At 58.9% G+C, this 18,970-nt stretch carries 18 protein-coding genes; 7 read left to right on the top strand and 11 right to left on the bottom strand.

The genetic code is table 11. The annotated features are described in order from the left end of the window. A complete protein-coding gene (locus tag AC3ZU9_RS05270) occupies positions 1 to 858 on the bottom strand; it encodes an MIP/aquaporin family protein (protein ID WP_012722481.1) in 858 nt (285 codons plus the stop codon). A 328-nt stretch (positions 859 to 1,186) separates the two neighbouring features. Between AC3ZU9_RS05270 and ybaK the strand changes: the two genes are divergently transcribed. Continuing rightward, positions 1,187 to 1,657, top strand: a complete 471-nt coding sequence (gene ybaK / locus AC3ZU9_RS05265; protein ID WP_012722482.1) for a Cys-tRNA(Pro) deacylase — start codon at positions 1,187 to 1,189, stop codon at positions 1,655 to 1,657. 136 nt (positions 1,658 to 1,793) lie between these two features. Here the strand turns inward: ybaK and AC3ZU9_RS05260 are convergent, their stop codons facing one another. Beyond that, the gene (locus AC3ZU9_RS05260; protein WP_012722483.1) at positions 1,794 to 2,903 is read right to left on the bottom strand and encodes an ABC transporter ATP-binding protein; all 1,110 of its coding nucleotides are present in this window, start codon (positions 2,901 to 2,903) and stop codon (positions 1,794 to 1,796) included. Continuing rightward, positions 2,900 to 3,820, bottom strand: coding sequence for an ornithine carbamoyltransferase (gene argF, locus AC3ZU9_RS05255; RefSeq protein WP_012722484.1), 921 nt, complete (start codon positions 3,818 to 3,820; stop codon positions 2,900 to 2,902). The genes AC3ZU9_RS05260 and argF overlap by 4 nt, the downstream gene beginning before the upstream one ends. Positions 3,821 to 4,253: 433 nt before the next feature. On the opposite strand from argF, the gene AC3ZU9_RS05250 reads away from it, so the two are divergent. Then, on the top strand, positions 4,254 to 6,362 hold the full coding sequence (locus AC3ZU9_RS05250; protein ID WP_102061669.1) for a molybdopterin oxidoreductase family protein: 2,109 nt from the start codon (positions 4,254 to 4,256) through the stop codon (positions 6,360 to 6,362). 77 nt (positions 6,363 to 6,439) lie between these two features. Further along, positions 6,440 to 6,778, top strand: coding sequence for a Grx4 family monothiol glutaredoxin (gene grxD, locus AC3ZU9_RS05245; protein WP_012722486.1), 339 nt, complete (start codon positions 6,440 to 6,442; stop codon positions 6,776 to 6,778). A gap of 79 nt (positions 6,779 to 6,857) precedes the next feature. Here grxD and bfr read toward each other — a convergent pair whose 3' ends face one another. Next, positions 6,858 to 7,328 (bottom strand): bacterioferritin, encoded by a 471-nt coding sequence (gene bfr / locus AC3ZU9_RS05240; protein ID WP_012722487.1) that lies wholly within the window; start codon positions 7,326 to 7,328, stop codon positions 6,858 to 6,860. A gap of 201 nt (positions 7,329 to 7,529) precedes the next feature. Further along, positions 7,530 to 7,748, bottom strand: a complete 219-nt coding sequence (locus tag AC3ZU9_RS05235; RefSeq protein WP_010564137.1) for a bacterioferritin-associated ferredoxin — start codon at positions 7,746 to 7,748, stop codon at positions 7,530 to 7,532. A 243-nt stretch (positions 7,749 to 7,991) separates the two neighbouring features. Between AC3ZU9_RS05235 and AC3ZU9_RS05230 the strand changes: the two genes are divergently transcribed. Next, positions 7,992 to 8,594: a peroxiredoxin gene (locus AC3ZU9_RS05230; protein WP_003172097.1), complete on the top strand. Its 603-nt coding sequence runs from the start codon at positions 7,992 to 7,994 to the stop codon at positions 8,592 to 8,594. Positions 8,595 to 8,929: 335 nt separating this feature from the next. Here AC3ZU9_RS05230 and rnt read toward each other — a convergent pair whose 3' ends face one another. Continuing rightward, positions 8,930 to 9,601: a ribonuclease T gene (gene rnt / locus AC3ZU9_RS05225; protein WP_010564138.1), complete on the bottom strand. Its 672-nt coding sequence runs from the start codon at positions 9,599 to 9,601 to the stop codon at positions 8,930 to 8,932. Continuing rightward, the gene (gene pyrC / locus AC3ZU9_RS05220) at positions 9,598 to 10,644 is read right to left on the bottom strand and encodes a dihydroorotase (RefSeq protein WP_046034441.1); all 1,047 of its coding nucleotides are present in this window, start codon (positions 10,642 to 10,644) and stop codon (positions 9,598 to 9,600) included. The genes rnt and pyrC overlap by 4 nt, the downstream gene beginning before the upstream one ends. A 156-nt stretch (positions 10,645 to 10,800) precedes the next feature. Between pyrC and AC3ZU9_RS05215 the strand changes: the two genes are divergently transcribed. The 3 genes from AC3ZU9_RS05215 (at position 10,801) to AC3ZU9_RS05205 (ending at position 14,326) form a co-directional block, all read left to right on the top strand. After that, on the top strand, positions 10,801 to 11,709 hold the full coding sequence (locus AC3ZU9_RS05215) for a flagellar protein MotY (protein ID WP_012722489.1): 909 nt from the start codon (positions 10,801 to 10,803) through the stop codon (positions 11,707 to 11,709). Between the two features lie 141 nt (positions 11,710 to 11,850). After that, positions 11,851 to 13,068, top strand: a complete 1,218-nt coding sequence (locus AC3ZU9_RS05210; RefSeq protein WP_012722490.1) for an argininosuccinate synthase — start codon at positions 11,851 to 11,853, stop codon at positions 13,066 to 13,068. 625 nt (positions 13,069 to 13,693) lie between these two features. Beyond that, positions 13,694 to 14,326, top strand: coding sequence for a response regulator transcription factor (locus AC3ZU9_RS05205; protein ID WP_012722491.1), 633 nt, complete (start codon positions 13,694 to 13,696; stop codon positions 14,324 to 14,326). A gap of 84 nt (positions 14,327 to 14,410) precedes the next feature. Here the strand turns inward: AC3ZU9_RS05205 and AC3ZU9_RS05200 are convergent, their stop codons facing one another. The 4 genes from AC3ZU9_RS05200 to metG all read right to left on the bottom strand — a co-directional run bounded on the left by AC3ZU9_RS05200 (position 14,411) and on the right by metG (position 18,832). Beyond that, entirely contained in the window at positions 14,411 to 14,593 is a 183-nt protein-coding gene (locus AC3ZU9_RS05200; protein ID WP_490090391.1) for a PA3496 family putative envelope integrity protein, read from the bottom strand. Between the two features lie 107 nt (positions 14,594 to 14,700). Continuing rightward, the gene (nth, locus tag AC3ZU9_RS05195; protein WP_102061671.1) at positions 14,701 to 15,339 is read right to left on the bottom strand and encodes an endonuclease III; all 639 of its coding nucleotides are present in this window, start codon (positions 15,337 to 15,339) and stop codon (positions 14,701 to 14,703) included. A gap of 127 nt (positions 15,340 to 15,466) precedes the next feature. Then, positions 15,467 to 16,723, bottom strand: a complete 1,257-nt coding sequence (rsxB, locus tag AC3ZU9_RS05190; RefSeq protein WP_255611015.1) for an electron transport complex subunit RsxB — start codon at positions 16,721 to 16,723, stop codon at positions 15,467 to 15,469. A gap of 57 nt (positions 16,724 to 16,780) precedes the next feature. Next, positions 16,781 to 18,832: a methionine--tRNA ligase gene (gene metG, locus AC3ZU9_RS05185; protein WP_012722495.1), complete on the bottom strand. Its 2,052-nt coding sequence runs from the start codon at positions 18,830 to 18,832 to the stop codon at positions 16,781 to 16,783. Positions 18,833 to 18,970: the final 138 nt, after the last annotated feature.

The raw sequence follows: 18,970 nt of genomic DNA, 5'->3' as shown, positions 1-18,970 counted from the left end.
TCAGGAAATACGCGTCTTGCCGTTGACAGCCGTGTCAGGTGTTTCTTCAGCTATAGCAGGTGCGGCGCTCGGCAGGTGACGGGCAATCAGCCCGCGATACGCTGCGGCGCCGAGGCATGCGCCGACGATCGGTGCAAAAATCGGTACCAGGAAGTAAGGAATGTCACGACCGCCAGTAAAGGCCATTTCACCCCAGCCCGCGAAAAAGGTCATCAGCTTGGGCCCGAAATCCCGCGCCGGGTTCATCGCAAAGCCCGTCAGCGGGCCCATGGCGCTGCCGATCACGGCAATCAACAGGCCGATCAGCAGCGGGGCCAATGGGCCGCGTGGCAGACCGTTGTTGTCATCGGTAAGGGCCATGATTACGCCCATCAGGATGGCGGTGATGACCATTTCCACCAGGAACGCCTGGGCAGTGCTCAGCAGCGCATGGGGGTAGGTGGAGAACACCGACGCCAACTCCAGGCTGGCTTGGGAGCCGCGCACCATGTGGTGAGTTTGTTCGTAATCGAAAAACAGATTGCTGTAGAGCGTGTACACCAAGGCCGCCGAGCAGAAGGCTCCGGCGATCTGGGCGAGGATATAGAAGGGCAGTTTGCGTTTTTCGAAGTCGGCGAAAATACACAACGCGATGCTGACGGCCGGGTTGAGGTGGGCTCCGGAAATACCGGCGCTCAGGTAGATCGCCATGCTGACGCCGACCCCCCAGATGATACTGATCTCCCACAAGCCAAAGCTGGCACCCGCGACCTTGAGCGCAGCGACACATCCTGTACCGAAGAAGATCAGAAGCGCAGTCCCCAGGAATTCGGCCATGCATTGGCTCGAAAGTGAAGGCTGTTGAAGAGCAGTTGTCATGGAAAACCTCATTTGTTGTTCTTGTCTGGCGCACGACCTCAACGGGCGGTTGCGCGATTTTCACCCTGGCAAGGATCCCCATCCCGGCCACGGCTCACTGCGTGAATGCTGCAGGTGTATTCCTACAGTATTCGGAAACGAAAAAATATAGACAAGAATGACGGCTGTCAAAGGTCGAAAGTGAACTGTCAGTCACTTTCAAACTATTGGTCTGGTGAATGATCACACTTGTCACATGGCACGTGCACCTTAGGAGTGGGCGGACTAGAGCGTTTTGTGCGGGCTTGGCCTAGAATTGGCGATCTGTTTGCCTCGCTCCGGAGACGTCATGACCCCCGCATTGGATTTGTTGAAAAAAGTTCGCGCCGAACATCGAATCCACAGTTACGAACATGATCCCAAGGCTGCTTCGTATGGGCTGGAGGCCGCGGAAAAATTGGGCCTCGACCCGGCGCAGGTGTTCAAGACCTTGCTGGCCAGCAGCGAGAAGGGCGAATTGTTGGTGGCGGTGGTGCCGGTCGTCGGAAGTCTGGATTTAAAAGCCCTGGCTCACGCGGCAGGCGTCAAGAAAGTTGAAATGGCTGACCCGGCAGCGGCGCAGCGTTCCACCGGCTATCTGTTAGGTGGCATCAGCCCGCTGGGGCAGAAGAAGCGTTTGCGCACGTTTATTGATGTGACGGCGCAGCCATTCGCAACGATTTTTGTGAGCGCGGGGAGGAGGGGCTTGGAGGTTGAATTGCCGGCGGTGGTGCTGGCGGAGCATACCCAGGCCAAGTTCGCGCCGATTGGTCGCGCCTGAGACCCGCCTTCGAAGGCTACCGAGGTCCAATGTGGGAGGGGGCTTGCTCCCGATGGCAGTCTATCAGCCAGCTTATCTGTGACTGATACACCGCTATCGGCAGCAAGCCCCCTCCCACATGTTTGACCTGGTTTCGTCAGTGAGCGGCGCTGTGGCGCCGCACGCCGGACTCGCTCTGAGGAATCTGCGCCGCCGTGCTGCCGGACGCCTGGAACAACACCAAGTGTTCGGCCGCCACCCGAATCCCCACATCCGCGCCCACCTGATGGTCTGCATGGCTGGGGAAAATCGATTCCAACTGTGCGCCCGTCGGCAGTTGCAGGCGGTACAACGTCGAAGCACCGAGGAAGGTCTTGCCGACGATCCGTGCTTTCAACGCGCTGTCGGGTGCGTAGACGATGTCATCCGGGCGCAGTAGCACGTCCACCGCGCCGCCGGTAGGCCAGGTGTAGGCACGGTTGCCGCGCAGCTCACCCAGTTCGGTGCTGACCGATTCCGGCGAGCTCAATTGGCCACGAATGAAGTAACCCTGGCCGATAAAACTCGCGACGTAGGGTGTCTGCGGTTCGTGATACAGGTTGTAGGGCGTGTCCCACTGCTCAAGCCGGCCTTCCTTGAACACACCCACCTGGTCGCTGACGGCAAAAGCTTCTTCCTGGTCATGGGTGACCAGGATCGCACTGGTGCCGCGCGCCTTGAGGATGTCGCGCACCTCGTGGCTGAGCTTGCGCCGCAGCTCGCCATCCAGGTTGGAGAAGGGTTCATCCAGTAGCAGTAATGCGGGCTCCGGCGCCAGGGCGCGGGCGAGGGCTACACGTTGTTGCTGACCACCAGAAAGCTCATGGGGGAAACGCTTGCCCAGGTTCTTCAGGTTTACCAGTTCGAGCAATTCAGCGACCACGCGGTCTTTTCGCGGGTGTTTGCGAATGCCGAAGGCAATGTTGTCAGCGACGCTGAGGTGAGGAAACAGCGCGTAGTCCTGAAACACCATGCCAATACGACGTTTCTCCGGTGCCAGGGTGAACCCGGCACTCGAGATGACTTCACCGGCCAGGCTGATTTCGCCCTCGTGCACCGGTTCAAAGCCGGCAATCGCGCGCAGGGTGGTGGTTTTGCCGCAGCCCGAGGAGCCCAGCAGGCAACCGATATCACCCGCATTGAGGTGCAGGTTGAGGTTCTGCACCACCCGTTGATCTTGATAGCCGCATGCCAGATTGCGCAGGTTCAGCAGTAATTCATGGCTCATGCGTGGTGGTAAGACGGCGGGACGAGAAATTCGAGCAACGCCTTTTGCGCATGCAGGCGGTTTTCAGCCTGGTCCCAGGCGACCGAACGTGGGTCGTCGAGCAGGTCGAGGCTGATTTCCTCGCCACGGTGGGCGGGCAGGCAGTGCATGAACAGTACGTCCGGTGCGGCCAGGTCGAGCAGTTCGCGGGTGACCTGGTACGGGGCAAACAAGGCCAGGCGCTTGGCGGTTTCGTCTTCCTGGCCCATGGAGGTCCAGACGTCGGTGCTGACCAGGTGCGCGCCGACAACGGCGTCCTTAGGATCGCGCAGCAGTTGTACGCGACCGTCTGCCTTGGCGAGGAATTCGGCGCTGGGCTCAAAACCTTCGGGGCAGGCGACGCGCAGGTGGAAGTCGAACTGGATCGCCGCTTCTATATAGCTGTTGCACATGTTGTTGCCATCACCGATCCAGGCGACGGTCTTGCCCTGGATCGAGCCACGGTGCTCAAGGAAGGTTTGCATGTCGGCCAGCAACTGGCACGGGTGCAGGTCGTCGGACAGGCCGTTGATGACGGGAACGCGCGAATGAGCGGCAAATTCGGTCACGGTGCTGTGGGCAAAGGTACGGATCATCACCGCATCCAGCATGCGTGACATGACCCTGGCGCTATCGGCGATAGGCTCGCCACGGCCCAGTTGGGTATCACGCGATGACAAGAAGATGGCTTGGCCACCCAGTTGGATCATGCCGGCTTCGAAGGACACGCGGGTGCGGGTCGACGACTTCTCGAAAATCATCCCGAGCACGCGGTTTTTCAAAGGCTCGAACAGTACGCCGCGGTTACGCAGGTCTTTAAGCTCAATGCCTCGACGGATCACGCTGACCAGCTCTTCGGGCGTGCAATCCATCAGGGAGAGAAAGTGCCTTGCGCTCATCATTAACTACCTTTTGCAACAGACCGCAGATACTCAAAGCCTTGTTTATTGTGACAACGGGCGAGACCTGCGGCGAAAGCCGCACGGGGCGACGAAATAGGGGAAGGCGCGATCTTATAATTAAATGTCGCGTCTTACCAATAGGGCTACGGTTTTTAAGGGCGTTCAAGCAGGGCGCCGAGGCGCTTTTGAAGACGAATTCCAGACAGCAGCGGTTCATTTGTACACTGGCGTCGCAACCTTTTGCAATGTGCGGAGGCGGCTGCAGGCCAGGCTGCGTCGGTTTCAGCGCGCGCCTGCGAGGTTTCTGAAACATTTGCTCATGCTTAGCCATGGCCTGGCCTGATGCTTGTCGATTCACGGCACTGACGTTGGTGGTGCCTTGGCCGTCCGCGGGCCATAGTTAGGCCAAAGCCCTGATAAGAGACTGGCCATGACCAAGACTCTCCACCACCGTGCCTGCCACCTGTGTGAAGCCATCTGTGGCCTGACGCTGGAAACCACCCAAGCCGAGGACGGCAGCCTGGCGATCACTTCGATCAAGGGCGACGCCCAGGACAGTTTCAGCCGTGGGCATATCTGTCCCAAGGCCGTCGCGCTGCAAGACATCCAGAATGATCCCGACCGCCTGCACCAGCCCATGCTGCGGGTGGGCAACGAATGGCAGCCGATTGCCTGGGACGAGGCCTTTGCCCTCATCGCCGAACGGCTGGCGGGGATTCAGGCGCGGCATGGGCAGAATGCGGTGGCGGTGTATCAGGGCAATCCCAGCGTGCATAACTATGGGCTGATGACCCACAGCAACTATTTTCTGGGGCAGTTGAAGACGCGCAATCGGTTTTCGGCGACCTCGGTGGACCAGTTACCCCATCACCTCACCAGCTACCTCATGTACGGCCATGGCCTGTTGCTGCCAATCCCCGACATCGACCACACCGACTTCATGCTGATCCTGGGGGGCAACCCGCTGGCGTCCAACGGCAGCATCATGACCGTGCCGGATGTGGAAAAGCGCCTCAAGGCGATTCAGGCACGCGGCGGCAAAGTGGTGGTGGTCGACCCCCGGCGCAGCGAAACGGCAGCCATTGCCGATCAGCATCTGTTCGTGCGGCCAGGCGGTGATGCGGCGTTGTTGTTTGGGGTGCTCAACACCTTGTTCAGCGAAAACCTGACCCGCGACAGCCATCTCCCCATTGAAGGCCTGGAGGATGTACGCCGCGCCATTGCAGGGTTCAGCGCTGAGGCCATGAGTCGCCAGTGTGCGGTGCCTGCTGAACAGATCCGAAAGCTGGCGCGGGACTTTGCCGCCGCCGACAAGGCGGTGTGCTACGGGCGCATGGGGGTGTCGACCCAGGCGTTCGGCACGCTGTGCCATTGGCTGGTGCAATTGATCAACCTCGTGACTGGCAATCTGGACCGTGTCGGTGGCGCGCTGTGCACCACGCCGGCGGTGGATTTGGTGGCAGCGACCGGCGGCGGGCATTTCAATCGTTGGCAGAGCCGGGTTTCCGGGCGCCCGGAGTACGGCGGGGAGCTGCCGGTGTCGGCCTTGGCTGAGGAAATGCTCACCGAAGGTGAAGGGCAAATCCGGGCATTGGTGACGGTGGCCGGTAATCCGGTGTTGTCGACGCCTAACGGCCGCCAGTTGGAACAGGCGCTGGATGGTCTGGAGTTCATGGTCAGCATCGACCTTTATATCAACGAAACCACGCGCTATGCCGACCTGATCCTGCCGTCCACGTCGGCGCTCGAAAACGATCACTACGACACCACGTTCAATATGTTCGCGGTGCGTAATGTCACGCGATTCAATCGCGCGATTTTGCCCAAGCCGGAAGGCGCGCTGCATGACTGGGAGATTTTCGTCGGCCTGGCCAAGGCGTTCGCGGCGCAGACGGGGGTTGCGCTCAAACCCACCCTGCCGCCTGCACAGATGATCGACTTTGGCTTGCGTGCCGGGGTGTACGGTGACGCGTCCAGCCATAAGCTGTCCGTGGCAATGCTGGCAGATCATCCCCACGGCGTGGACCTCGGGCCGCTCCAGCCCAACCTTGCCGCTCGTTTGAAGACCGCCGATGGCAAGGTGCAAGCGGCGCCGGCGGTGATCCTCGCCGACCTGGCGCGGTTTGCGGCGCAGCCGGTGCCTGTGGCCGACGAACTGCTGCTGATTGGCCGCCGCCATGTGCGCAGCAATAATTCCTGGATGCATAACTATCACCGGCTTGTGAAGGGCAAGCCGCGCCATCAATTGTTGATGCATCCGGATGACCTGGCCCGTCGGCAACTGAGCGATGGCCAGCGCGTGCGCGTCAGTTCGCGCATCGGCATGATCGAAGTGGAAGTGCTGGCCAGCCTGGACATGATGCCCGGCGTGGTCAGCCTGCCTCACGGTTGGGGGCATGGACGCCCAGGTGTCCAGATGACGATCGCCAGCGAACAACCAGGCGCGAGTGCCAATGACTTGACCGACGAGCGGCAGTTGGATGAGTTATCGGGCAATGCTGCGTTGAACGGCGTTCCCGTGCAGGTAGCAGCCGCCTGAGCACCGCGCGGGAATTTTGCGTTACAATGCGCCACCGTGCCGACCTGTGAGTCGCAAAGTTCCAGCCGAGGTGTTCCATGGATATCATCGAAACGATCAAAGAGCAGATTGCCAACAACACCATTCTGCTTTACATGAAGGGCGCGCCCAACGCTCCTCAGTGCGGTTTCTCCGCGAAGGCGTCCCAGGCCATCATGGCGTGTGGCGAGAAATTCGCTTACGTGGATATCCTGCAAAACCCTGAAATCCGCGCCAACCTGCCGAAGTACGCCAACTGGCCTACGTTCCCACAGCTGTGGGTAGCCGGTGAGCTGGTCGGCGGTAGCGACATCATCGTTGAGATGGCCGCTGATGGTTCGCTGCAAACGCTGGTCAAAGAAGCAGCGGCAAACGCCGCAGCCAAGACTAACGCTTGATGCTTCTGTAAAAAACCGTGCAATAAAAAGCCCCGCGTCTCTAAGAGAGCGGGGCTTTTTTGTACGTGCGTGCTGGGGCTTATTCGCCCATCTGCGATTGCAGGTAGTTTTCCAGGCTGACTTTGTCAATCAGGCCCAGTTGGGTTTCCAGCCAGTCGATGTGTTCTTCCTGGTCTTCCAGGATGTCTTCCAGCAGCTCCCGGCTGCCGAAGTCGCCTTTGGTTTCGCAGTGAGCAATAGCGGCCTTGAGGTCGCTGTGGCTCTTGCGCTCAAAACCCAGGTCGCTGCTGATCATTTCCTGGGTGTGCTCGCCGATGTTCAGCTTGCCCAGGTCCTGCACGTTCGGCAGGCCTTCCAGGAACAGAATGCGCTTGATCAGCGCGTCGGCGTCTTTCATGGCCTTGATGGATTCTTTGTATTCACGCTTGCCGAGCTTTTCCAGGCCCCAATCGTCATACATGCGCGCATGCAGGAAGTACTGATTGATCGCGACCAGTTCATTGGCAAGGATTTTGTTGAGTTGCTGGATGACTGAGATGTCGCCTTTCATGACTGGGGTCCTGCCCTGTAATAGCTGTGTATAAGGCGGAGTTTGAGCGGCGAATTCCTTAGTGTCAAACCTAAGTTATTGAATAATAAATGAAAATTAATCGGAATAAGAATGTTTGTGTTCCGCGTCTTGGCGCTAACTAATTGAATTGCGGGCATAAAAAAACCGGACGTTAAGTCCGGTTCTTTAAAACACGCCCAATCAGGCGTGTGTAAATTCTGCTGAATAGGGGAGCGCGGCCTGGGCTGTCTGCAGCTGCGTCAGGGTTTCCCGTACCACTTGCTTGGCGAGGCAAGCACATTTGCCACACTGGCTGGCAACGCCTGTGGTTTCACGCACTTCCTTGTAGCTGCAGCAACCTTCATAGATTGCTTCGCGGATTTGTCCGTCGGTGACGCCAGTACAGAGGCACACATACATAAGGGAGAACCATCGCGGGTTTAAGGCTTAAGTGCGATGGATCTTAATGTTAACGAGAATGATTGTCAAAGTAGATTCCTAGGGTATTGGCTGGCACCGCGCCCGCACTGACGAACGGTTTTTTCAGTGTATGATGGTCGGTCTTCACGAAGCGTGACTGCGTCACAGGGCTGTCGCTTAAACACGGCAGACTCGGGCCGGTCCTTTTACTTCAATCGTCACCCTCACATCAGGAGATATCCAATGAGCGTACTCGTCGGCAAACAAGCCCCGGATTTCGACGTACCCGCCGTCCTCGGCAATGGCGAAATCGTTGACAGCTTCAAACTGTCTGAAGCCATCAAAGGCAAATACGGCCTGGTGTTCTTCTACCCGCTGGACTTCACCTTCGTCTGCCCGTCCGAGCTGATCGCCCTGGACCACCGCATGGACGATTTCAAGGCGCGCAACGTTGAAGTGGTCGCCGTTTCCATCGACTCCCATTTCACTCACAACGCTTGGCGCAACACCGCCATCAATGATGGCGGCATCGGCAAAGTCAAATACACCATGGCTGCCGACATGAAGCACGACATCGCCAAGGCTTACGACGTTGAATCCGAAGGCGGCGTGGCTTTCCGTGGCGCGTTCCTGATCGACGACAAAGGCGTGGTTCGCTCCCAGATCATCAACGACCTGCCACTGGGTCGTAACATGGAAGAGCTGATCCGTCTGGTCGACGCCCTGCAATTCCACGAAGAGCACGGCGAAGTCTGCCCTGCCAACTGGAAAAAAGGCGACAAAGGCATGAACGCTTCGCCGGAAGGTGTTGCGGCTTACCTGACCGAGAACGCTGGCAAGCTGTAAGCCGGAGTCGAGGTACAAAAAAACCGGCCTGAGAGGGCCGGTTTTTTTATGTGGAGGAAAAGCCCCTGGGGCAAGCGTGCTTTTTGTGGTGAGCGGGCTTGGTGTGGTGAGCGGGCTTGCCCCGCGCTGGGCTGCGAAGCGGCCCTAAAACCTGCCTGCGAGGTCTAGCTGAATAAATGCGCTCCCTGGATTGGGGCTGCTGCGCAGCCCAGCGCGGGGCAAGCCCGCTCACCACAGTAAGCCCTTTCACCACAACAAGCCCCTTCACCACACTAAGCCCTTTCACCACAGTAAGCCCGCTCACTATAGCGAGTCCGTTCACCACAAAAGCGCTGTTAGTCGTTGAAGTCTTCCCAGCCGCCCATCTGCTTCCAACGGTTGACGATGCCGCAGAACAGCTCGGCAGTCTTCTCGGTGTCGTAGCGGGCCGAGTGCGCCTCGCGACCGTCAAAGTCGATTCCAGCCGCTTGGCAGGCCTTCGCCAGTACGGTCTGGCCATAAGCCAGGCCAGCGAGGGTCGCGGTGTCGAAGCTGGAGAACGGGTGAAACGGGTTACGCTTCATGTCCAGCCGCGCCACGGCGGCATTCAGGAAGCCCAGGTCGAAGCTGCTGTTATGGCCGACCAGGATCGCGCGTTTGCAGCCATTGGCCTTCAACGCCTTGCGCACGCCACGGAAGATATCGGTCAGTGCCGCTTCTTCACTCACCGCCATGCGCAGCGGGTGATCGAGCTTGATCCCGGTGAACTCCAGGGCAGCGGCTTCGATGTTGGCGCCTTCGAATGGCTCCACCCTAAAGAAGTGGGTGTGTTCCGGGAACACAAAACCCTGTTCGTCCATGCCGATGGTGGTCGCCGCGATTTCCAGCAGCGCGTCGGTGGCGCAGTTGAAACCACCGGTTTCTACGTCGATGACGACCGGCAGATAGCCGCGGAACCGCTCGGCCATCGGGTGACGGGAACCGCCACCACTGTGCTCGTGTTCGTCATCGTAATGGTCTTCACTCACTTGCTTTCCTCCAGCAGGCGCCAGCGCAGTGTTTCACCGGCGCGCAGCGGGATAACAGTCAGCTCGCCAAACGGCAGGCTGGCAGGGGCGGTCCAGTCTTCACGGACCAGGGTGATGCGGTCGGTATTCGCCGGCAGGCCGTAGAAGCGCGGGCCATTGAGGCTGGCGAAGCCTTCGAGCTTGTCCAGCGCGTTGCGCTGTTCGAATGCTTCGGCATACAGCTCGATGGCGGCAAACGCGGTATAGCAACCGGCACAGCCGCACGCGGCTTCTTTTGCATGCTGGGCGTGGGGTGCCGAGTCGGTGCCGAGGAAAAACTTCGGATTGCCGCTGGTCGCCGCATCCAGCAAGGCCACCTGGTGGGTGTTGCGCTTGAGGATCGGCAAGCAATAGAAGTGCGGCCGAATCCCGCCCACCAGCATGTGGTTGCGGTTGTACAGCAGGTGATGCGCGGTGATCGTCGCGCCGACGTTGGCCGAGGCCTCGGTAACGAACTGCACGGCATCGGCGGTGGTGATGTGCTCGAACACGACCTTGAGGGTCGGGAACAGCTCGACCACACGGCGCATATGCTCGTCGATGAAGATCTTCTCGCGATCGAACACGTCCACGTCGCCACGGGTGACTTCACCGTGGATCAGCAGCGGCATGCCGACTTCCGCCATGGCTTCGATGGCCGGCAGGATCTTGTCGATACTGGTCACGCCGGAATCGGAGTTGGTGGTCGCGCCGGCCGGGTACAGCTTGGCGGCGTGCACGAAACCGCTGGCCTTGGCCTCACGAATCTCTTCGGGCTGGGTACGGTCGGTGAGGTAGAGCACCATCAACGGTTCGAAGCGGCTGCCGGCCGGCCGCGCAGCGAGGATACGCTGGCGATAGGCGTCGGCTTGCTCGGCGTTACGCACCGGAGGTACCAGGTTAGGCATGATGATGGCGCGGCCAAACGTGCGCGCTACATCGGCCACGGTGTGGGGTAACGCAGCACCATCGCGAAGATGAATATGCCAGTCGTCGGGACGCAGCAGGGTCAGGCGGTCGGACATTGGGGATTCCAGGCGGGTCAATCTGGTGGGAATGCTACCGGAAAAGACTCTTGCAGGCACTCGCTATCAAGTTTTGCAGGATGCAACCGATAGCCTTTTGTATGCCTTATCGATGTATGACGCTTTGAAGTGTTGTAGAAACCAGTGGAGCCTCCCGTGCGCCAGCATTATCTAGCCCTGCTCAGTGTGTTCGCCAGCCTGCCTGCGATGGCCCTCACGTTCCAGACACGTCTGGAGAATATTGAGTGGAAGGTAGAAGGCGATCAGTTCGAGTGCCGCCTGACCCAACCGATCACCGACTTCGGCTCGGGTGAGTTCGTGCGTCGGGCCGGCGAGCAGGCGACGTTTCGCCTGAAAGCCTATAACGGCTCGCTGGGTGTGGGCTCGGCCACGTTGTTGGCGGCTGCCGCCCCTTGGCAACCGGGCCGAGGTGATATCAACCTCGGCGCCGTGCGTGCCGGCAGTGGCGACGTCTTGTTCAACAGCTCCCAAGCCCAGGCCGGGCGCCTGTTTACGGGGTTGCTGGAAGGGCGCAGCCCGACCGTCCGACACTACGGGCGTGAGGGCGGCTATTCGGAAATCCGCTTATTGCCGGTGAAATTCAACAAGGCCTACAACGACTACCAGCTGTGCACGACCAAGCTGTTGCCGATGAATTACGACCAGGTCAAGCAGACCGAAGTCGGGTTCCCAGGTGGCGGTATCGAACTGGACGCGGCGGCCAAGAAGAAACTCGACGTGATTCTCGCGTTCATGAAGGCCGACCCCACCGTCAACCATATCGAGTTGAACGGCCATTCGGACAACGGCGGCAACCGCCTGACCAACCGTGACGTCTCGCGTCGCCGTGGCTTGGCGGTGATGGATTACTTGAAGGCCAACGGTATTCCGGAATCGCAGATCACCTTGCGTTTCCACGGCGAAAGCTACCCGCTGGCGCCCAATACCAATGCGGCCAATCGCGCGCGCAATCGTCGGGTGAATATTCAGCTCGAACGTGTCGCAGCCCCCGAGAAACCGGCGCCCCAGGCCAGCGGCCCGAGCAACCCTGCACACACGTCATAATGTGCAGCCTAAGGTGCGACCATCGGTCGCCCTCTCGACATAATCTGTCGCTTTATCTTCATTTGCTGTCGCGCCCCTGTAAATCCACGGTTTTGGTCGGTAGAATCGACGCCTTTCCGTACAACCCCGTGGAGTGATGGCATGGCCGACGTAAACAAGGTCGTTCTCGCGTATTCCGGCGGCCTGGACACTTCGGTGATCCTCAAGTGGCTGCAGGATACTTATAACTGTGAAGTGGTGACCTTCACCGCTGACCTGGGTCAGGGCGAAGAGGTCGAACCTGCACGTGCCAAGGCGCAAGCCATGGGCGTGAAAGAGATCTACATTGACGACCTGCGCGAAGAGTTCGTCCGCGATTTCGTCTTCCCGATGTTTCGCGCCAACACCGTCTACGAAGGCGAGTACCTGCTGGGTACCTCCATCGCACGTCCGCTGATCGCCAAGCGCCTGATCGAAATCGCCAACGAAACCGGCGCCGACGCCATTTCCCATGGCGCCACCGGCAAGGGCAACGACCAGGTACGTTTCGAGCTGGGCGCCTACGCGCTCAAGCCAGGCGTGAAAGTGATTGCTCCTTGGCGTGAATGGGACCTGCTGTCCCGTGAAAAGCTGATGGATTACGCTGAAAAGCACGCGATCCCGATCGAGCGTCATGGCAAGAAGAAGTCCCCGTACTCGATGGACGCCAACCTGCTGCACATCTCCTATGAAGGCGGCGTGCTGGAAGACACCTGGACCGAGCACGAAGAAGACATGTGGAAGTGGACCGTCTCCCCGGAGAACGCTCCCGACAAGCCGCAATACCTGGAACTGACCTACCGCAACGGCGACATTGTCGCGTTGGACGGCGTCGAAATGACCCCGGCCACCGTTTTGGCGACGCTGAACCGTATCGGTGGCGAACACGGTATCGGCCGCCTCGACATCGTCGAGAACCGTTACGTGGGCATGAAGTCCCGTGGCTGCTACGAAACCCCAGGCGGCACCATCATGCTGCGCGCTCACCGCGCCATCGAGTCCATCACCCTGGACCGCGAAGTCGCTCACCTCAAAGACGAGCTGATGCCCAAGTACGCCAGCCTGATCTACACCGGCTACTGGTGGAGCCCTGAGCGCCTGATGCTGCAACAGATGATCGACGCGTCCCAGGCCCACGTGAACGGCGTTGTGCGCCTGAAGCTGTACAAGGGCAATGTGATCGTTACCGGTCGCAAATCTGATGATTCCCTGTTCGACGCCAACATCGCCACCTTCGAAGAAGACGGCGGCGCCTACAATCAGGCGGACGCGGCAGGCTTTATCAAGTTGAATGCATTGCGCATGCGCATTGCGGCCAACAAAGGTCGCTCGTTGTTCTAAGTTTCAGCCTGTCGTGAAGAATGGCCCCTTGTTCAAGGGGCCATTTTTTTTGCCGGTGTATTTTATAGAACGTCGCGATGTTTATAGTGATTAAACATCTGTTGATATTTTTCATCCCCACCTTTCCCAAACAGAGGATTTGAATTGGCTGTTGTTGGAAGTGTGTAGGGGGAATGAATTTTTTACACCTGTGTAGGAACTGGTCTTACAGAAAATTCACTCATGCAGATACAGCGAATATATAAAGCGCTGAATAGTCTGTAGGAATTAAGGATGTAAGTGAATATGTTAAATGGAACTAAAACAGCCGGATCTTTCCTGCTCGTTCACTCGGCCAACGGCGAGAGGCAAGGGGCATTTCCTGAGAGTTACGTGCGGTACGTTTACCCGACCCCTGATATCCCATGGATATTTCACTCAAAATATGTAAGTCCCCAGAAAGGTCTGAAAGGATCCATAAAGCTTGATAAGTCCGAGATGGCGTTTTTTTGTAGGGTAATTCCTTTATCGCTGTGGGGTGGGTCTCTGCTTGCTGTTGCTTGGGGGGGAATGCTATGCCAACTAGGAAACGACTAGGCTATTGTGCTTGCTCTAAATAATTCGAACAGCGAAATTGGACTTTCTCATGAATAAAGTGCTGATCGTGGATGATCATCCCGTCATTCGTCTTGCTGTGCGTATGCTAATGGAACGTCATGGTTATGAGGTCGTTGCCGAGACCGATAACGGTGTCGATGCGTTGCAACTTGCACGGGAGCATATGCCGGACATTGTCATACTGGATATTGGGATACCCAAACTTGATGGCCTGGAAGTTATTTGCCGCCTGTCTTCGACCAAGCAGGCTGCACCGTTCAAGGTGCTGGTGCTGACGTCCCAGGCCCCTGGTCATTTTTCCATGCGCTGCATGCAGGCGGGGGCTGCCGGCTATGTGTGCAAGCAACAGGACCTGACCGAGTTACTGAGTGCGATCAAGGCCGTCTTGTCGGGCTACAGCTACTTCCCGAACCAGGCGCTCAACTCTGTACGCTCCACCATGGGCAATGCCAGTGAGGCCGATATGGTCGAGCGTCTGTCCGGCCGGGAAATGATGGTATTGCAGCAGTTGGCCCGGGGCAGGACCAACAAGGAGATTGCCGACGGCATGTTCCTCAGCAACAAGACCGTCAGCACCTACAAGACGCGTTTGCTGCTCAAGCTCAACGCCCGCTCTCTCGTCGACCTGATCGAACTGGCACAGCGTAACGGCTTGGTATAGAGGAGGGGACGCCACCGCGTGTTGCCCGGGCAACCGGCAGAAAAAAGCCTCCGTCAGGGAGGCTTCCGGCCGTCGACCTCTCAATCAGAGATCGAAGTCGTAATCGGCCAGTTGTTTTTGCAAGCGTCGTTCTTCCAGAAGATTGTCGATGGTACGGCGTTTGCTCAAATTGGTCTTGGCGACCTCTGCCACAGGCGGCTCCGCCCCCTCGTCATCCGATTCAACGAGGTCGTCTTCCACTTCCAGTTGTTCTTTGCCAGTGCTCATAAGGTTCACTCCGGGCTAAGACTGCCGTTGGCGCTCCTTATAACGATAATCCATGACCGGGTAAAAAAGATTTTTTCAATCGACCGATCAATAAAACCAATGGTCCCTCAATCGTCGGATGTCTTGTCCTTGTATTCGCACAGGTCTTCTATCCGACAGCTGCCGCAACGCGGCTTGCGGGCCTGGCAAACATAGCGTCCATGAAGGATCAGCCAGTGGTGGGAATCGAGCAAATACGGCTTGGGCACGAATTTCATCAACTGCTTTTCCACCTCCACCACGTTTTTCCCACGGGCAATGCCGGTTCGGTTACTGACCCGGAAAATGTGGGTGTCCACCGCCATCGTCAGTTGACGGAAAGCGGTGTTGAGCACCACGTTGGCAGTTTTACGGCCAACGCCTGGCAGGGCTTCCAGGGCTTCGCGGGTTTGTGGCACTTCACTGCCGTGCAGTTCCACCAGCAGGCGACAGGTTTCGATGACGTTCTTGGCCTTGCTGTTGTACAGGCCGATGGTTTTGATGTATTCCGACAACCCCTCCACACCCAGGGCATAGATTGCCTCCGGCGTGTTCGCCACGGGATAGAGCTTGGCTGTGGCCTTGTTGACGCCCACGTCGGTGGATTGTGCCGACAGGATCACCGCAATCAGCAATTCGAAGGGCGAGGTGTAAGCCAGTTCGGTCTTGGGTTCCGGATTGTCTTCGTGAAGCCTGCGGAAAATTTCCAAGCGTTTTGCGGCGTTCATGGGGCGGTGGTTTCCTTACAGGCGTTCGGCATCAATGTGAAGAGTGGGTCCAGGCTTGGGGTTCTGTGAGCAATTATCTCGGACAGGATAAACGATCGTTACGGCGCCCGGCAGCGCTCGTAGCGGGTCACGCGTCGACGTAGGCGTCCACCTGGCGCTGCGTTTCCTCAAGCCTGTGTTGTGCGGCTTTCAGTTGATCTGCATTTACGCCCGCTTGGCGTTGTAATTTGCTCACCTCCGCCCGGGCGTACGCCAGGGCGGTTTTCAGCTGGCGCAGTTGAGCGTCGATGGGGCGTTTTTCCACGCGCTGCAAATCGGGCCGAGGCTGCTGACTGTCAGCCTCTGCATCGTGCAAGGCTTGCTCCGCGCTGGACAGCGCAGCGCTCAGGAGTGCCAGTTGCTGTTCGTCAGCGTTCTGGTCCTGGGCTTTTTTCAATTCGGCGCGCCGCATGGCCAATTGGATTTTTGCGCGTTTGAGTGCGGGGTCTTTCGGCGGCGGCAGGGTCGTCGGGGTGATGACTTCCAATGCTGCAAGTGCCTGCTCTGCTGCTTCGAACTGCTGCTGCAGAACGATCAACTGCGACTGCTGCTCAAAGGTCGGCGGGTGGCCGAACGCCTTCAAGGATTTATGCAGTTGGGCACGGCTCATGGCGAGCGTGATTTTAGCCTGCTTGACCGCTGCCTCTTGGGCTGCCTGAGCCGCATCGGCCGGCACGGGCTGTGTTGGCGCCGAGCGCTTGGCCCGTGCCAGGCGTTCGGCGAGTTTGTGGGCTTCTTCCCGTTGCAGGCGCGCGTTGCGTTGTTCAAAGCGCCGCCGCGCCCGGTCACGTTTCAGGCCGCGTTCATGATGCTCACGATCATTGGTCGCCAAGCCACCCACAATCGGTAGCACGCGGGTCGCTGGGTGCATCTCAATGCAATCGACAGGGCAGGGCGCAACGCACAGGTCACAACCGGTGCACTCATCAATGATCACGGTGTGCATCAGCTTGGCGGCGCCGACAATAGCGTCCACCGGGCAGGCCTGGATGCACTTGGTGCAGCCGATGCACTCGGCCTCGCGGATATACGCTACCTGGGCTGGCGCTTCCCCGCGATGGGTGTCGAGGTCCAGCACCGGCACGCGCAGCAACAGTGCAAGGCCGGCGATGGTTTCCTGCCCGCCGGGCGGACACTTGTTGATTGCCTCGCCTCGTGCGATGCCCTCGGCGTAAGGCTTGCAGCCCGGGTGCCCGCATTTGCCGCATTGGGTCTGCGGCAGCAGCGCGTCGATACGTTGAATCAGGTTCATGCTGTGATCACGGGTATGCCGATTAAGCGAACAGGCGTGTAATGGATTTGTAGGAGCGCGACTTGCCGGCGATAGCGTCCTTGAGATCGCCATTGCCGGCAAGCCGGGCTCCTACAATAGGCCTAATTTACTCGCCACAGGCCCATAGGCTTACTTGATGCGTTGACCCGGCTTGGCACCGCTGTCAGGGCTCAGCAGGTAGATCTCTTCGCCACCAGGGCCGGCCGCCATCACCATGCCTTCGGAGATACCGAACTTCATTTTCCGTGGCTTGAGGTTGGCGATCATCATGGTCAAGCGACCATCGAGCTTGGACGGGTCCGGATAAGCGCTCTTGATCCCGGAGAACACGTTGCGTTGCTCGCCGCCGAGGTCCAGGGTCAGGCGCAGCAACTTGTCGGCACCTTCCACGGCTTCGGCCTTGACGATCAGCGCGACACGCAGGTCCACGGCGGCAAAGGCGTCGAACTCTATTTCCGCAGAAATCGGGTCCTTGGCCAGCTCGCCGTTACCGGCCGGTGCCGATTCGCCGGTGTCGGTCTGGCTGGCAACCAGGTCTTCTTTCGAAGCGTCGGTCATGGCCTGGACTTTCACCGGGTCGATACGGGTCATCAGCGGCTTGAACTCGTTCAACTGATGGTTGCTGAGCAGAGTGGCGTGATCGTTCCAGGTCAGCGGCGCGACGTTGAGGAACGCCTCGGCATCGGCGGCCAGCAACGGCAGCACCGGTTTGAGGAAGATCACCAACTGGCGGAACAGATTGACGCCCGTGGCGCAGATCGCCTGGACTTCCGCCTGTTTGCCTTCCTGCTTGTTCAGCGACCACGGCGCCTTGTCGGCGATCCAGGCGTTGGCGCGGTCGGCCAGGCCCATGATCTCGCGCATGGCGCGGGCAAAATCGCGGGCTTCATAGGCGTCGGCGATGCTTGGCGCAGCGGCCAGGAACGCGTCGGTCAGTTCCGGCGCAGCATTCTCGGCCACCAATACACCGGCGTTGCCCTTGTGGATAAAACCGGCGCAACGGCTGGCGATGTTGACGACTTTGCCGACCAGGTCCGAGTTGACCTTCTGTACGAAGTCTTCCAGGTTCAGGTCGAGGTCGTCGACGCCACGGCCCAGCTTGGACGCGTAGTAGTAGCGCAGGTATTCCGGCGACAGGTGGTCCAGGTAGGTGCGCGCCTTGATAAAGGTGCCACGGGACTTGGACATCTTCTGGCCGTTGACCGTCAGGTAGCCGTGCACGGCAATGCCGGTGGGCTTGCGGTAGCCCGACCCTTCAAGCATCGCCGGCCAGAACAGGGCGTGGAAATTGACGATGTCCTTGCCGATGAAGTGGTACAGCTCGGCGGTGGAATCCTTGGCCCAGAAGGCGTCGAAATCCAGTTCCGGCGTGCGGTCGCACAGGTTCTTGAAGCTGGCCATGTAGCCGATCGGCGCGTCCAGCCACACGTAGAAATACTTGCCCGGCTCGCCCGGGATCTCGAAGCCGAAGTACGGTGCATCGCGGGAAATGTCCCACTGTTGCAGGCCGGCATCCAGCCATTCGGCGATTTTGTTGGCCACGGCGTCCTGCAGGGTGCCGCTGCGCGTCCAGGTTTGCAGCATTTGCTGGAAATCCGGGAGCTTGAAGAAGAAGTGCTGGGAGTCCTTGAGCACCGGGGTGGCGCCGGAGATTGCCGACTTAGGGTTCTTCAGGTCGGTGGGTGCGTAGGTGGCACCGCATTTCTCGCAGTTGTCGCCGTACTGGTCCTCGGTGCCGCATTTCGGGCAGGTGCCCTTGATGAACCGGTCGGCCAGGAACATTTTCTTTTCCGGGTCGAAATACTGGGTGATCGAGCGCGTGGCAATGTGCCCGGCTTCCTTCAACCGCAGGTAGATCTGGCTCGACAGCTCGCGGTTTTCGTCGGAGTGGGTCGAGTGGAAGTTGTCGAAGTCGACCAAGAACTCGGCAAAGTCGGCGCTGTGTTCAGCCTGCACATTGGCGATCAGTTGTTCCGGGGTGATGCCTTCCTTTTCGGCGCGCAGCATGATGGCCGATCCGTGGGCGTCGTCCGCGCAGACATAAATGCATTGATTGCCGCGATGCTTCTGGAAGCGCACCCACATATCGGTCTGGATGTACTCAAGCATATGGCCAAGGTGGATGGAACCATTGGCATAGGGCAGGGCGCTGGTGACGAGGATCTTGCGTGGCTCGGACATGGGGCTCGGCTACTTGATGAAACGGAGGTCGGCCACTATAAAGCGCCGGGAAATTTATTTCACCCCGTGGCGCTGTTTCCGAATCTTCCCAACCTGCGAAAGCATGCCGTTAAGCCGCTGGAACGGTTAGGATAGCCG

This window comes from Pseudomonas sp. A39, from assembly GCF_058145955.1.
This window is presented reverse-complemented; position numbering and strand designations above follow the sequence as displayed.

Bases quoted from the DNA above. Each gene is read 5' to 3' on its own strand.
- AC3ZU9_RS05270 (WP_012722481.1), bottom strand. From the start codon at position 858: ATGACAACTGCTCTTCAACAGCCTTCACTTTCGAGCCAATGCATGGCC.
- ybaK (WP_012722482.1), top strand. From the start codon at position 1,187: ATGACCCCCGCATTGGATTTGTTGAAAAAAGTTCGCGCCGAACATCGA.
- AC3ZU9_RS05260 (WP_012722483.1), bottom strand. From the start codon at position 2,903: ATGAGCCATGAATTACTGCTGAACCTGCGCAATCTGGCATGCGGCTAT.
- argF (WP_012722484.1), bottom strand. From the start codon at position 3,820: ATGAGCGCAAGGCACTTTCTCTCCCTGATGGATTGCACGCCCGAAGAG.
- AC3ZU9_RS05250 (WP_102061669.1), top strand. From the start codon at position 4,254: ATGACCAAGACTCTCCACCACCGTGCCTGCCACCTGTGTGAAGCCATC.
- grxD (WP_012722486.1), top strand. From the start codon at position 6,440: ATGGATATCATCGAAACGATCAAAGAGCAGATTGCCAACAACACCATT.
- bfr (WP_012722487.1), bottom strand. From the start codon at position 7,328: ATGAAAGGCGACATCTCAGTCATCCAGCAACTCAACAAAATCCTTGCC.
- AC3ZU9_RS05235 (WP_010564137.1), bottom strand. From the start codon at position 7,748: ATGTATGTGTGCCTCTGTACTGGCGTCACCGACGGACAAATCCGCGAA.
- AC3ZU9_RS05230 (WP_003172097.1), top strand. From the start codon at position 7,992: ATGAGCGTACTCGTCGGCAAACAAGCCCCGGATTTCGACGTACCCGCC.
- pyrC (WP_046034441.1), bottom strand. From the start codon at position 10,644: ATGTCCGACCGCCTGACCCTGCTGCGTCCCGACGACTGGCATATTCAT.
- AC3ZU9_RS05210 (WP_012722490.1), top strand. From the start codon at position 11,851: ATGGCCGACGTAAACAAGGTCGTTCTCGCGTATTCCGGCGGCCTGGAC.
- AC3ZU9_RS05205 (WP_012722491.1), top strand. From the start codon at position 13,694: ATGAATAAAGTGCTGATCGTGGATGATCATCCCGTCATTCGTCTTGCT.
- AC3ZU9_RS05200 (WP_490090391.1), bottom strand. From the start codon at position 14,593: ATGAGCACTGGCAAAGAACAACTGGAAGTGGAAGACGACCTCGTTGAA.
- nth (WP_102061671.1), bottom strand. From the start codon at position 15,339: ATGAACGCCGCAAAACGCTTGGAAATTTTCCGCAGGCTTCACGAAGAC.
- rsxB (WP_255611015.1), bottom strand. From the start codon at position 16,723: ATGGCGATCTCAAGGACGCTATCGCCGGCAAGTCGCGCTCCTACAAAT.
- metG (WP_012722495.1), bottom strand. From the start codon at position 18,832: ATGTCCGAGCCACGCAAGATCCTCGTCACCAGCGCCCTGCCCTATGCC.